Genomic DNA, 14319 nt, shown 5'->3' with positions numbered 1-14319 from the left:
TGCCATATGCATGAGTTTGGCCCGGAATTGCTTTTCTATTTTTGTTCAACAACAGCCATTAATTATGCATTAAACAACAGCGGGCAACCTTATCACATTAAATAAAAATATAATTTCGCTTAATCGTACCCAACATAGAACTGAACTACTGCCAGATCCCATGCATGAAAACTAAACCAAATGAATAAAACTTTAATCCGACTATCTTTTATTGCCCTTGTTATTTATGGATGCCAGAAATCTACTGAAGAAGAACAAAGAAATGAAAGCATAACAGGTTCAATTAGTGCAGACGATGCAAGTTCCACGCCTGCCGCGCTTGCTGCTTTTAAAATGCCTGCAAGCGATGACTATGCGGCAATTCCGCAAGACCCCAAAAACCCCATTACTGCCGAAAAAGTGGAATTGGGTAAACTCCTGTTCCATGATTCAAGAATGAGTTCTGCCAGTCTTGCGCACCGCGGGAGATCAACATATTCGTGTGCTACATGCCACCATGCCGAAGCCGGATTTCAGTCTGGTATGGCACAGGCAATTGGCGAAGGCGGGCTTGGCTTTGGCGTTGCCGGTGAAGGCAGATATGCAGACCCTTCCTACATCATAGATGCAATTGATATAGCACCAATCCGTACACCCAGTGTGTTAAACGTTGCCTACAGCGAAGTGCTGATGTGGAGCGGCCAGTTTGGCGGCACAGGTATCAATATAGGCACAGAAGCAAACTGGACACCCGGCACACCACGCTATAATAATTTCCTCGGTTACCAGGGTACAGAAACTACCGGGTTAAGTGCATCATCACGTCACCGGCTTTCCGTTGATGAAGAATATCTTTCATCTATACCCGAATACAAAAATCTTTTCGACCTTGCGTTTCCAGACCTCCCAGAGTCAGAACGCATCAGCAATCTTACCGCAAGTCTTGCCATGGGTGCATACCAGCGTACTTTATTGCCTAATCAATCGCCTTTCCAGTTGTGGTTACGGGGAGATAAAAGAGCAATGAACAAAGACATGACCGATGGCAAAACACTTTTCTTTGGAAAAGCTAAATGCGCAAGCTGCCATTCAACTCCGGGGCTTGGTGCTGCAACCTTTTATTCATTGGGCATGAATGATCTTGCAAATGGTGTGGGTGGCGCTGCAAACGTAGATCCAAAAGCTGTAGAACACCGTGGCAGAGGCGGTTTTACAGGGCTCCAAAAAGATATGTACCAGTTTAAAACGCCCCAGCTGTATAACCTTAAAGATGTGAGTTATTTCGGGCATGGTTCATCTTTTACTTCGTTGCTTGATGTGGTGCATTACATCAACAACGCGGTTCCGCAAAACGGCAACGTTCCTGCTACAAGAATCGCCAACCAGTTCAAACCGCTTTACCTTACTGAAGATGAAATAAACAAACTTGTTACATTTATAAGGGATGGTCTCTACGATCCAAACCTGTCAAGGTATGTGCCTTCAAGCGTACCATCCGGCAGTTGTATCCCTAACAATGATGAACAGTCCCGCACAGACCGTGGTTGTAATTAATTGGTTACCGCCGGCAGTGCTGCTATTGGGCTGTTGTTGTGTCACTCACTTGTACGCCACCGCATTGATCGACAACGATACTTCACTGGCAAAGCCCGTATAAACACAAAGACCTATATCGTTAAAATAAAAACTCCACCGTTTTACCGGTGGAGTCTTTTTATGTGCATAGCAATCGAAGAGGCATGTTTCAAACGACCAAAGCTTTTTAGAAAAAGTCGCTCAATATAAGTAGAATTATTTTGAAATAAGCAAAGGAGCAGCAGATAAAATTTCTTTATTTATACAATGTTCGTATTTCTCAAAGTTTTTAATAAAAAGGGCCGCCAGCTCCGCTGCCTGCCTGTCGTAAGCTTCTTTGTTTGTCCAGGTAGCCCGGGGGTCTAATAACGCTGATGGTACATCTGCACAACTTTTTGGAACCAGCATGCCAAAAACAGGATGCTTTTCATACTCCACATTATTCAGCCTGCCATTTAATGCTGCAGCAATCATTGCCCTTGTATAACGTAATTTAATGCGGGTTCCTACTCCATAGGCGCCACCAATCCAGCCGGTATTTACCATCCATACATTTACGTTGTGCGTTTTCATTTTGCTGCCCAGCATCTCAGCATAATAATCTGGTCTCAGCGGCAAAAACGGTGCACCAAAACACGCACTGAAGGTTGCCTTTGGTTCAGTAACGCCTGTTTCTGTGCCCGCCACTTTTGCGGTATAACCACTGATAAACTGATACATTGCCTGGCCAGGCGTAAGTTTACTAATCGGCGGCAATACGCCATAAGCATCGCAGGTAAGGAAAAATATGTTTTTGGGCAAACCGCCAACAGCCGGCTCAATGGCATTTTTTATAAAATGCAGCGGGTAACTAACCCGTGTATTTTCTGTAATTGTTTTAGAAGCAAAATCAATCTCATCTGTATCATCTATGAATGTTACATTTTCTACCAGCGCACCATCTTTAATAGCGCGGAAAATTGCAGGCTCTTTGTCTTCTGTAAGGTCAATGCATTTTGCATAACAGCCGCCTTCAAAATTGAAAACACAGTTATCATCCCAGCCGTGCTCATCATCGCCAATAAGCTTGCGGTAAGGATCTGCGCTTAAGGTTGTTTTGCCTGTGCCGCTTAAACCAAAGAACACGGCGACATCGCCGTTATTGCCCATGTTGGCGCTGCAGTGCATACTCAGTACGTTTCTATCATGTGGCAGTATGTAATTAAGAATTGTAAAAATACCTTTCTTCATTTCGCCGGTATAACCCGTACCACCGATAAGCACCGTTTTGTGCGTTAACGAAATGATGGCAAAATTTTCCTGGCGTGTGCCATCCGTTGCAGGATCTGCTTTAAAACCGGGCGCCTGTATAATGGTCCACTCAGGATTAAAGTTTTCCAGTTCCTCTTCTGCGGGGCGCAAAAACATGTTATAACAAAACAGGTTGCTCCAGGGGTTTTCATTGATCACCCGTATGTTTACCCGGTAATCCGCAGTAGCACAGGCGTAACAATCGCGTACCCAAACAGCATCTGTGTTGTTTAAATAGTTTAGCATCTTGTCTTTCAACCGGAAGAAATATTGCCCGGCGATGGGAATATTAAAATTGTTCCAGTAAACGGTATTTTCTGTAATGGCATCTTTTACAATAAACTTGTCCTGTGGGCTGCGGCCGGTAAATGCGCCGGTATTGATACAAAGTGCGCCGGTATTGTTTAAAACACCTTCTCCCCTGTTGATTGTTTGTTCGGTCAATGCATCGGGGCTTAGCTGATAATATATATTATTGTTTAGCAAGCCAAACTGGCGCAGGTGTTTTCCGGGTGTCGTCATTACTGATACAGACATAGTCATAGATTTTTAGAGCGACAAAATTAGACTTAAATAACTAACAGTAGTAAGTTTTTACTTTCAAAACTTCGATAACTTCTTTTGCACAACAAGTTTATTTAGATAACTTCTAAATTTTTATGATGCCTGTTGGTGATAAGAGCTAATTTTCATCAGCTCTTTTAAGGTGTACGAATTATGCAAAGCGCGGACTGCAGCTGCTCATGGAACAGGAAGATAAAGTGATTGCGACGCAACAGGCGATGCCATGAAAACTGCAGCCGGTATTACGTCTTTCACAACAGCCATTGCACAAATTAAAACTGGAAGTAAATAAACTGACCCCCATTGAATACACCCACCATTAACAAAATAGTGAGCAGCAGCACATACCCGGTGTACCTTACAACGATGTTTTTGCTGCGTATTATTTGAATGCCGGGATAAAATTCCTGCACATATTCTACGGTGAGCAATAACACGAGTGCAAAAACAAAATACCCGAATGATGAAGGCGGCTCGCCCTTAAAAAGACTGCCGGGTTGTAACGTAAGCATTTTATGCAGCATGGTCCATGCCTGTTCTATATTGGGCGAACGGAAAAATACTCCCATTAACACGAAAATTGAAATGGTAAAAAAGATGCGTACAACATGCTGCAGCGGGCCAAGAAACCTGTGCATGGTTTTGAGTGCGGGACTTAGTATTTGCTCCACCACCAGCACCACACCGTTGAGCAAACCCCATATTACAAACGTCCAGCCGGCACCATGCCATAAACCACTGATGGCGAAAACGATCAGCATGTTTCGCAGTTGTATCAACTTGCCTTTTTTACTGCCGCCCAATGGAAAATACAGGTAATCTCTAAACCATGTTGTAAGTGAGATATGCCAGCGCTGCCACACTTCCTGCACGCTTTTGGCGCAAAAAGGCCGGCGAAAATTGGTCATCAATTCGTAGCCCATTACTTTGGCCGAGCCAATGGCGATATCTGAATAGGCAGAAAAATCGCAGTATATCTGGAAGATAAAAAAGAAAGTTGCAATGATCATGCTGTAGCCGCTATGGTGCGCGTAATTTCCATATACAGCATCTGTATAAATAGCCAGCCTGTCTGCTACCACCAGCTTTTTTATAAAACCCCATAACATAAGGCGCAAGCCTTCTGCCACGCGATCGTAGTTGAAAAATTTTTCTTCGTGAAACTGGTGCAGAATATGCTGCGGTCTTTCAATAGGGCCCGCAACAAGCTGCGGGTAAAACATTACATACAAAGCATAGATACCAAAATGTTTTTCAGGTTCCTGGTTGCCCCGATACACTTCAATGGTGTAACTCATGGCCTGGAACGTATGAAAAGAAAGCCCTACAGGCAAGAGAATATGGAGGTATGGCACAGGATTTTCCTGGTTAACCAAACCAAGCAAACCGGTAAGGTTATCGTTGAGAAAATTATAATACTTGAAAAATGCAAGCACGCTGATGTTTCCTGCAAGGCTAAACACCAGCCAGCGTTTACGCTTTTTTCCCGCGCTTTGCGCAATATAAATGCCGGCGAAGTAATCAATAACAATCGTAAAGCCCAGTATAAGAATATAGATGGGCAAAAAATACATGTAAAAAAAACAGCTTGCTGCCAGCAATAAAAACCACCTGAACCTGTGGGGCAACAAAAAAAATAGCGTGGTGACTATTATAAAAAAGTAGACGAAAATAAGTGAGTTGAATACCATTGAGCAGGCTGTTTTTGTTCGTGTAATCTATTGCTGCCGGTAGTTGTCTTATTACACCTGTACGTTATTAATAACCTATACGTATAGCGGTATTGCCTTTGTGCCTGTTCTCATACATTACCTGCAATGCGCCGGGTAATTGCTCAAACGAAACTGTTTCTGTAAGCACAGGCTTTACTTTTCCATCCATCACAAGGTTATTAAACTCGTGGCATTCATCCACATTGGCAAAATGCGAACCCTGTATGCGTTTGCGTTGCAGCCAGAGATAGCGCACATCAAATGTTGCAAGATACCCCGTCGTTCCTGCACAGGTTACTACCATGCCATCTCTGTCGCATGCAAATAACGAAGTTGGCATGGTTGATTCACCGGGGTGTTCGAGTACAATCCGTGGCAGTTTGCCACCTGTTAACTCTGCTATACGTTTCACAAATTTTTTAGCTTTGGAGCGCCATAGCTCCTGCGTATCGGGCTGCAATGAACCGGGAGGTAACGGCCCCCAATGATCGTAGTCGTTACGGTTAATGGTTAATGCGCCAAGGCTTGCGCAAAACGCTTCTTTGTCTGCAGCGTTTACTACGGCCACCGGCACGCCGCCCGCCATCTTTACCATTTGAATGGCCATTGTGCCAAGCCCGCCTGCTCCTCCCCATATTAGTACTACATCGCCGGGCTTTACCACGTGTGGGTCATACTTAAACAGCATACGATAAACTGTAGCGCCGGAAAGCATATATACTGCTGCCTCCTCCCACGAAAGGTTTTTCGGTTTGGGCACACACTGTGCTTCTTTCACCTTACAAAACTGCGCAAAAGATCCCCAGTTGGTTTCATAACCCCATGCCCTTGCCGTTACGGAAAAAACGGGGTCGCCACCTTTTTTCACCCACGGGTCATCACTGTCAAACCAGCCGGCCTGTATAACCACTTCATCACCCACTTTCACGTTGGTTACATTACTGCCGATCTTGTATACAATGCCAGAGCAGTCACTGCCTGCAATCATAAAATCGAGCGTAGATTCTTTGCGCAGTTGCATTACCTGTATCATATCCATGGGGAAGCCTGTAGATGCCCAAATGGAATTGTAGTTCAAACCGGCGGCCATAACGCCTACCAGTACTTCATCCGGGCCAATATCCGGCACTTTGATTTCTTCAATTACCATGGCTTTTGTAGGTGCACCATAGCGGTTTTGCCTGAGTACCTGTGCGTGCATGTATTCCGGCACGGTACCCACGGGCGGCAGTGAGCCTAAAGGGGAAATTTTCATTGTTACGTTTTTCAGGTTAAAACTTTATATCTTGAAAAGGAAATTTATGTGCCGGGCTGCAGGAATACTATGAAGCATCGTTGCGTCGCACTCTTGTACGGTTTGTTCTCTACCGGGCTCTTCCGGTCACTATCAGCCTTTGATCATGCGCTCTTCCTGTTTCCAGTAAGGTTCCCGTATCAGTCTTCTCAGCACCTTGCCGGTAGCGTTGCGCGGCAGATCTTCCACCTTATCCAGCCGTTTAGGTATTTTATGGTCTGCAATTTTGCCAATGCACCACTGCTGCAGTTCCTGCAGTGTTATATCTGCAACGGCAGGAATAACGACTGCACAAATGGCTTCTCCTGCTTTCTCATCCGGTATGCCTATTACTGCCACATCTTTGAATGCAGTGTGCTGCTGCAGTATTTTTTCGATTTCAGCAGGATAAATATTTACACCCTTCGAAACGATCATGTCATTTTTACGATCTACCAGAAAGAGATAACCCGCTTCATCCAGGTAACCAATGTCACCGGTGCTGAACCATCCATCAGCATAAAAAGTTTTGTCCGTAAGTTCCTGCATGTTCCAGTAACCTTTGGTAATGTTGTCTCCCTTTAAAAACACTTCTCCCGGAATATTGGTACCTGCAGTGGCACCGGCATCATCTACAATTTTTATTTCAATACCCAATGATGGCTTGCCTGCAGACATTAACAACCTGTTATGCACCACATCGCCTGAAGCCAGTATATTTTCGTGATCGTCAAAACGCAGCGCTGTTGCCACACCCGCGGTTTCTGTAAGGCCATATACCTGCGTAAACCTGCAGTGGAACAGCTTCGAAATTTTAAGCAATACATCTCCCGATACAGGCGAACCGCCATACTGTACATGTCTCAAAGAACTGAAGTCCATTTTATCTGTGCCTTCAATAGCAAGTATTAAACGAAACATGACCGGCACCAGTACGGCGTTGGTCACTTTCTGGTGTACAATACTCTGGCATACTGCTGCAGCATCGAACATTCTTACCAGCACATTCGTTGCGCCTGCATATATACCCGCATAAAAAGCCCCGAAACCAAAGATGGAATACATAGGCCCGCATACGAGGTTGCGCGCATCAGGGCCAAAAGACGGGGTATCATACGCACACAACTGAAAGCAACAAAAGAGGTTTGCATACGTAAGCATTACACCTTTCGGGTTGCCTGTTGTACCGGAAGTATACAAGATGGCGCAAACATCCTGTTCCATTGCATCTTCTTCCACATCATCAACATCACTTCCGGCTGCTGTAGGCTGAAGACTTTCCATCTCATGCTTTTGTACATCTGCGGGAAATGGGGTGAAGCCAATCAGTTTACTGAATGCTGCGCCATAAAAAAAATGTTTTATACCGGCATTGTCCAGTATAAACAACAGCTCTTGTGGCATAGCACGCCAGTTGATGGAAACAGGTATGATGCCTGCAAGCATTGCTCCTGTTACAAGATGTATTACACCGGGGTTATTGAGATCAAGGATGCCGATCCTGTCGCCTTTCCTGAGACCCAGAGACCTCAGGTAAGCCGCGCATGACAACGCGTTTTGGTAGTATTCATGATATGAGTATGCTTGTTGTTCAAATACGTAAGCTACTCTTGCGGGATGCGACTGCGCCCTGTATGCCAGCATTGGCCTGAGTGTTGTAATCATATATTCAGCAGAAGATTTATTGTTAACTAAAGTACCAGGCCAGTTGCGCACCACCACATACGGGTAATACGATACCGGTAATATAAGATGCCGCCGGCGATGCAAAGAATGCGACTGCCGCGGCCACTTCCTCCGGTGTGCCGGCGCGCTTTAAAACATTGGTGGTTGAGAGCATTGCCGATACAGCTTTTGGTACGCGTGCTTCTACGGATGGTGTATCAATAAACCCGGGTGCCACCAGGTTTGAGGTAATACCATACTTCCCTTCTTCAACCGCAAGGTTGATAAACACCGCCTCCATAGCAGATTTTTGTGCACCATAAATTGTTTGCCCCGGTATGCCTGCCTGTGCGGTTAAAGAACTGATGCCCACCCAGCGGCCGAAGTTTTCTGCACGCTGGAACTGTAATACCTTTTCCATTATTACAAACAGGTGATCAATATTTACAGAAAAGCTGTCGGCAAAATCCTGCTTTGTGGTATTGATGAGCCTCTTTTTTTGCGATGGGATATTGAGGTTGTTTACCACAATGTGCGGAAAGCTGTGTTGCTCCAGTTGTTGCAACAGTTGCTGCTGGCCGGCATCTGATGCAAGATCTATGGACCAGTACTGATGATTATTTCCGGGCAGATCGTTTTGCAGTGCAGCAAGGTTTTGCTGGTTGCGCGCAACAGCTATTACCGCAGCGCCCTGCGCCGCAAGTGTTTTACAAATAGCATGTCCAATACCTACACCTGCACCGGTTACCAGTGCGGTTTTGCCAGACAGGGTTTGCATAAGTGGTTAAAACTTAGTTTTGGTATACGAGATAAAGCGAACAATCTAGGCTTCGGTAAAAGATGCCATATGCACTGCTGATGAACGTAGTGCGACGCAAGGGACGATGCCATAGCATACAACAGCCCGGTTCAACATTTCTTCCATTCTTTTTACAGCATTCGTCTTCGCTGTTTGTACATACCGGCCTACTTATAACGCCGGCACTTTGTACAATGCAGCACCACCGGTATAGCCTGCGCCTGCTGCGGTTATAAGCACCAGTGCGCCGGGTGTTAGCTTACCTTTTTCGTAAGCCTGGTTTAACGTTATAGGCACTGTGCCGGCTATGCAATTACCTACACGATCTATTGATACTTCCATTTTATCGAGCGGCAGGCCCAGTGCCTCTGCAGCTTTTTTCATAATGTAGTAATTGGCCTGGTGCGGTACAAATACATCTATATCGTGAATACTTACGTTATTGATCTCGCAAACATGCCTGGCCAGTTCAGCCATTTTACCGGCTGCGTTTTCTGCCAGTTCTTTGCCGGTCATGTTCATAACGGTACCGTGCAGGTCTGCATCGACAGTTTCGTGAGATGCCGGCATAGCACTGCCGCCTGCAGGAACATACAATTTATGAATACCACTGCCATCGGCCCATAACTGAATGCCGAGAAAACCTTCATCGGGGCTGCATTTGGTTAATACCACGGCGCCGCCGCCATCGCTGAAAATGGGGAGGAAGACCTGGTCGGTTCGGCGCACAGATTTCGATTTCATATCAGCACCGATTACCAATACATATTCCATACCTGTTGCTACCAACCGCAGCCCGAAATCGAGGGCATACATAAAACTGGAACACGATGCAGTAGTATCGCCCACAGGGCATGTGGCGCCGAGTATTTGTTGTACGTTGCACGATGCTGCAGTGTTTACATAGTCTGCCGTTTGTGTACCCAGAATGATCCGTTGAAGCTGCGATGCATGTATGCCTGCACGTTCCAGTGCCTGTCTTCCGGCTTCGGCAGCAATATGACTGGTGGCTATATCTTTGCCACCCCAATGCCTTGTTTTGATACCTGTGACCGCTGCATGTTTTACAGGATCGAATTCGAGGTTAAGTTTTTCTTTTAATGCCTCATTGGTGATAGGCTCACCGGGCAGGTAAGCGCCATGACCAATAATTTTAACACCCCAGCCCTGCATGTTTATTGTTTTAAGTTGTAAGAATAAGACCGCCCCAGGAAATACCACCACCTGCTGCCAGCAGCATCAGTTTTTTACCATGTTCCAGCGCACCTCGTTTCTTTGCGTGATCAAGTGCCAGCAATAATGAAGCGGAGCCGCAATTGGCGTATTCATGAATAATGTCGATCGTTTTTTCCATTGGAACACCTGCTGCATTTGCAGCATACTGTGTTCTTTTCTTATGTACCTGGTGCGGAATAAGGCAGTCTATATCACCTGCTGTTAAACCGGTTGCCTTATATAACAGTTGCGGGGTAGTTGTCCATGCCTCGTTCAAAAAATCTTCCGCGGCATCACTGTATTCAAGATAATACTTTTCTTCATCAATATCCTGCTGATTTGGCGGCAAAAGCCCGGGCACACCCATATGACCGCTGAAACTGCCATTACTGTTAAGGTAACCGGCCATTATACCTTTTTCAGCACCCGCTTTTGACACAACTACCGCAGCACCCGCATCGCCGCCTGCATAAGCCATGCGACTGGTCATCTTAAGTACCTTGGTATTTGTTTCACCACAGGTGATGAGTACATTTTTTGCACCATTTTGTATTAATTGTGCAGCAAGCGTAAGTGAAAAGATATTAGATGCGCAACCAGACTTCATTTCCATTGACGGTGCATGAATACCTAATCTTCCGCTTACATATGGGCCCATGGAAGTAGAATACCGGGGGGAAGTAATGGTTACTGCAATGACAAAATCAATATCTTCTTTGTTGATTCCGCTGTCTTCAATGGCATGCCGGGCGGCCTCTGTCATAAGGTCTGCAGACGTTAGCTCATCGTGCACTATCGCGGTGCCGGGTGTATGCACCCAGAATCTTTTGCTGAAACCCAGTTGTTGTTCGTAATAAAGCGGATCAAGGTTTTTTGCGGCCATTGGCTGTTGCCATTCATCACCAAAGATCATGCGGTGTATAGTGGCGTTATCGATCCACCTGCCTCCTGCAGGAAATGCAGTGCCGGTTCCGGCAATAGCAATACCAGTGAGATTTCTCAGGGTAAGACCATTCATCTGTTTAATGTTTTTCAAAAAGTATCAGATGATTTTCTCTTTATGCAACGGGTTAATTCGTCAGAAAAAATCAAAATTGGAATATAAACAATCAGCTGGTTCACAGAAGCACTTTACAAGTGTATCCATGTAGTTGTTAAGCATAACGATGTTAAAGCATAATCCCCTGCCTGCAAAATTTTTTTAAAATAAACACTTGTTTTTAGCATAAATACACCTTTTTACCTATGTTCGGCACAATATTTCGCAACCCGTTTAAACTTCAAAGCAACTGCTTTATCAAACAAAAAATTTTTTAATGAAAACACGCCACGTACTCCTTTTCTTTTTTTCAGCCACCATCTTTTTAGCCTGCTCTTCTGCCTCAAACAAACGAATAACCCCGCCCGAACCACCGCCACCCGTTGACACATCTTTTGGACTGGTAGAAAAAGATGTTGAATATGGTACTGCTACAGACTGGACGGGTGCAGAGGTATCACTTAAAATGGACATTTACCTGCCTACAAATATTGACACGTCTAAGCGATATCCACTGATCGTTTATTTACATGGCGGTGGCTACAACGACGGAGACAAAAGCACGTCAGAAAAAAAATGCCGTATACTCGCAGACTCGGGCTTTGTTACGGCAACCGTTAATTACCGGCTAGGCTGGAGCAGTGGTTCAGAAGCTGACCCCTGCGATGGCGATACTACTTCTTTCAATGAAGCATCCTACCGCGCAGTTCAGGATGCAAATGCAGCAATAAGACACCTGCTCTCCAAAACAGACAAATACCGCATAGATACCAACTGGATCTTCATTACAGGTTCCAGCGCTGGTGCAACAGTAGCGTTGGGTGCTGCCTATATGGATGACGGATTTGCACGCAGGCGCTACCCGAATGAACTTACCACTTTTGGAAGTTTATTTACCAGTGGCAACCGCATCAGAACAACGTACGGCATAAAAGGAATCTGCGCTGTGGCCGGTGCGCTTGTAGACTCTAATCTTATCAATAGCGAAAGAGCTTACCCAACCATCACCTTCCAGGGCCAGGAAGATATGGTGATACCGATTGACCAGGGAACATTTATGGACTGTCCCGGCTATCTTACTTTTTATGGATCGCTATGCCAATACCGGCAGCTTACAAGGTTCGGGCAAACAGCAGTAGCCAATTTCTTACCCGATGCAGGGCATGGCGACAATGGCGAAGCTGGTTTTACAGATGAATTTATGATGGGCAATGCAGCCTGCTTTTTCCACCGGATCATAAGAGGCAATCCACCCGGCAGCGCCATTTACCTGGGTACACAGTATAATTGCGACTAACTAATTAAAAACGCTTTGAGGCCACCCGTTACGGGCTCAACAATTATCCGTTTAGGCGCATTTGAAGTAAACGATATCAACTACGCAGTGGTAATCTTTGCAGGTTACCACTTTTTTATTGTACACCACACTCCTTGCCTCCTGCCTCCTTGCCTTTTGCCTTGTCACTGAATATTCTAACAGCTATCTTTGCCGCAAATTTTAAAACCACATGCAAAGAGATAACCTGGTTTTTGACCTCATTCGCAAGGAACTAGAACGCCAGCGCCATGGAATTGAGCTGATTGCTTCTGAAAATTTTACCAGCTTACAGGTAATGCAGGCAATGGGCAGTGTAATGACAAACAAATACGCAGAAGGCTATCCCGGCCGCCGCTATTATGGCGGTTGCGAAATTGTTGACCAAACAGAACAACTTGCAATTGATCGTCTTAAACAGGTTTTTAAACTTGAATACGCCAATGTGCAGCCGCACAGCGGTGCGCAGGCCAATGCGGCGGTAGCACTTGCCTGCCTGCAACCCGGCGATCCTATTCTTGGTCTCGATCTTAGCATGGGCGGCCACCTTACACATGGCTCTGCTGTAAACTACAGTGGTAAATTATATACGCCGCATTTTTACGGTGTTGTAAGAGAAACAGGGCTGGTAGATTATGAAATGCTTGAACAAAAAGCAAGAGCAGAAAAACCAAAACTCATTATCTGCGGAGCAAGTGCTTATAGCCGCGACTGGGATTATGCACGCATCCGCAAAGTGGCAGACGAAGTAGGCGCACTGGTTATGGCCGATATCGCACATCCTGCCGGGCTAATTGCAAAAGGTTTGCTGAGTGATCCTTTTGATCATTGCCATATTGTTACTTCCACAACACATAAAACCTTGCGCGGCCCACGCGGTGGCATTATCATGATCCGCAAGGATTTTGAAAACCCATGGGGCCACAAAGATCCAAAAGGCAATATACGCATGATGAGCAGCCTGATAGACCTGGCGGTTTTCCCGGGTATACAGGGCGGGCCGCTTGAGCATGTAATTGCTGCAAAGGCCGTGGCTTTTGGCGAAATTCTTTCAGACGATTTTACAGCGTATGCAAAACAGGTTGTGGAAAATGCACAGGCAATGGCCAAAGCTTTCAGGGAAAAAGAATACAACATTATCAGCAACGGCACAGACAATCATTTACTGCTTATTGACCTGCGTAATAAAAACATCAGTGGCAAAAAAGCCGAGCAGGTACTTGTACAGGCCGATATAACTGCGAATAAAAACATGGTGCCTTTTGACGATAAAAGTGCATTTGTAACAAGCGGTATTCGTGTGGGTGTGCCGGCAATAACCAGCCGTGGCATGAAAGCGGAACACATGCAGTTTGTTGTAAACGCTATTGATAATGTATTGATGAATGCAGACGATGCAAACGTAGTTGGCGCTGTAAGAAAACAGGTAAACGAATTCATGACACAGTTTGCATTGTATCCTGAACTTGGATAGTGCAACAGCTACGCTATAAAAAAGCCATAAGCACACGCTTATGGTTTTTTGTTTACTGTTGTATAAATAATTTTTTGGCCCTGGCTGTATTGCTGCTATCATCGCCTGTTGTGTCACTCACTTGTACGTTTGGGAACATGGGGCAACAACGAAGCGCTTTGCATAAAGTGTTTTTGAATCTGTCTTTCCAGGCTTCGCACAGGTCTTCGCTTTGCTGCTGTTTATTCATCAGTACAAGAGTGCGACGCAAGGGACGCCTCATGCATGGTCTGCTGCCTGGCAACAAAATAATACAACGGGTTATGGCTGCCGCAAACATGAGAACAGGCATACGGCCTGCACTAACTGCTGCTCCATTTTTAGCAACAGGCGTCAACAAAACAGCTATGGCAAACGTTACTTATAACCAAAGTAAGCCA

Annotated in this window: 10 protein-coding genes; 3 read left to right on the top strand and 7 right to left on the bottom strand. The window is 45.4% G+C overall.

Features of this window, described 5'->3' with window-relative positions; genetic code table 11:
- Positions 1 to 180: 180 nt before the first annotated feature.
- A complete protein-coding gene (locus tag I5907_RS20810; RefSeq protein ID WP_196992777.1) occupies positions 181 to 1533 on the top strand; it encodes a cytochrome-c peroxidase in 1353 nt (450 codons plus the stop codon).
- Between the two features lie 237 nt (positions 1534 to 1770).
- On the opposite strand, the gene pckA is transcribed toward I5907_RS20810, so the two are convergent.
- From pckA to I5907_RS20775, 7 genes are all read right to left on the bottom strand, one after another.
- A complete protein-coding gene (pckA, locus tag I5907_RS20805) occupies positions 1771 to 3381 on the bottom strand; it encodes a phosphoenolpyruvate carboxykinase (ATP) (RefSeq protein ID WP_196992776.1) in 1611 nt (536 codons plus the stop codon).
- 299 nt (positions 3382 to 3680) lie between these two features.
- Positions 3681 to 4982 carry an MBOAT family O-acyltransferase gene (locus I5907_RS20800; RefSeq protein ID WP_231402212.1) on the bottom strand — a complete coding sequence of 434 codons (1302 nt, stop codon included), beginning with the start codon at positions 4980 to 4982 and terminating at the stop codon, positions 3681 to 3683.
- A 184-nt stretch (positions 4983 to 5166) separates the two neighbouring features.
- The gene (ccrA, locus tag I5907_RS20795; RefSeq protein ID WP_196992774.1) at positions 5167 to 6375 is read right to left on the bottom strand and encodes a crotonyl-CoA carboxylase/reductase; all 1209 of its coding nucleotides are present in this window, start codon (positions 6373 to 6375) and stop codon (positions 5167 to 5169) included.
- Positions 6376 to 6507: 132 nt separating this feature from the next.
- Positions 6508 to 8058: a class I adenylate-forming enzyme family protein gene (locus I5907_RS20790; RefSeq protein ID WP_196992773.1), complete on the bottom strand. Its 1551-nt coding sequence runs from the start codon at positions 8056 to 8058 to the stop codon at positions 6508 to 6510.
- Between the two features lie 22 nt (positions 8059 to 8080).
- Positions 8081 to 8836 carry an SDR family NAD(P)-dependent oxidoreductase gene (locus tag I5907_RS20785; protein WP_196992772.1) on the bottom strand — a complete coding sequence of 252 codons (756 nt, stop codon included), beginning with the start codon at positions 8834 to 8836 and terminating at the stop codon, positions 8081 to 8083.
- A 192-nt stretch (positions 8837 to 9028) separates the two neighbouring features.
- Positions 9029 to 10030, bottom strand: a complete 1002-nt coding sequence (locus I5907_RS20780) for a 3-oxoacyl-ACP synthase III family protein (RefSeq protein ID WP_196992771.1) — start codon at positions 10028 to 10030, stop codon at positions 9029 to 9031.
- Between the two features lie 10 nt (positions 10031 to 10040).
- Positions 10041 to 11108 (bottom strand): 3-oxoacyl-ACP synthase III family protein, encoded by a 1068-nt coding sequence (locus I5907_RS20775; RefSeq protein WP_196992770.1) that lies wholly within the window; start codon positions 11106 to 11108, stop codon positions 10041 to 10043.
- 280 nt (positions 11109 to 11388) lie between these two features.
- Here I5907_RS20775 and I5907_RS20770 point away from each other — a divergent pair, with 280 nt between their 5' ends.
- Together I5907_RS20770 and I5907_RS20765 are read left to right on the top strand one after the other, a co-directional pair.
- Positions 11389 to 12408: an alpha/beta hydrolase gene (locus I5907_RS20770; protein ID WP_196992769.1), complete on the top strand. Its 1020-nt coding sequence runs from the start codon at positions 11389 to 11391 to the stop codon at positions 12406 to 12408.
- Between the two features lie 211 nt (positions 12409 to 12619).
- Positions 12620 to 13900, top strand: coding sequence for a serine hydroxymethyltransferase (locus I5907_RS20765; RefSeq protein WP_196992768.1), 1281 nt, complete (start codon positions 12620 to 12622; stop codon positions 13898 to 13900).
- The last annotated feature ends 419 nt before the right edge of the window (positions 13901 to 14319 follow it).

The organism is Panacibacter microcysteis, assembly GCF_015831355.1.
Classification (GTDB): domain Bacteria; phylum Bacteroidota; class Bacteroidia; order Chitinophagales; family Chitinophagaceae; genus Panacibacter; species Panacibacter microcysteis.
The sequence above is the reverse complement of the archived record's forward strand: the minus strand, read 5'-3'. Positions and strand labels throughout refer to the sequence as shown.

Coding starts and splice junctions, on each gene's coding strand:
- I5907_RS20810 (WP_196992777.1), top strand. CDS start 181: ATGAATAAAACTTTAATCCGACTATCTTTTATTGCCCTTGTTATTTAT.
- pckA (WP_196992776.1), bottom strand. CDS start 3,381: ATGTCTGTATCAGTAATGACGACACCCGGAAAACACCTGCGCCAGTTT.
- I5907_RS20800 (WP_231402212.1), bottom strand. CDS start 4,982: ATGTATTTTTTGCCCATCTATATTCTTATACTGGGCTTTACGATTGTT.
- ccrA (WP_196992774.1), bottom strand. CDS start 6,375: ATGAAAATTTCCCCTTTAGGCTCACTGCCGCCCGTGGGTACCGTGCCG.
- I5907_RS20790 (WP_196992773.1), bottom strand. CDS start 8,058: ATGATTACAACACTCAGGCCAATGCTGGCATACAGGGCGCAGTCGCAT.
- I5907_RS20785 (WP_196992772.1), bottom strand. CDS start 8,836: ATGCAAACCCTGTCTGGCAAAACCGCACTGGTAACCGGTGCAGGTGTA.
- I5907_RS20780 (WP_196992771.1), bottom strand. CDS start 10,030: ATGCAGGGCTGGGGTGTTAAAATTATTGGTCATGGCGCTTACCTGCCC.
- I5907_RS20770 (WP_196992769.1), top strand. CDS start 11,389: ATGAAAACACGCCACGTACTCCTTTTCTTTTTTTCAGCCACCATCTTT.
- I5907_RS20765 (WP_196992768.1), top strand. CDS start 12,620: ATGCAAAGAGATAACCTGGTTTTTGACCTCATTCGCAAGGAACTAGAA.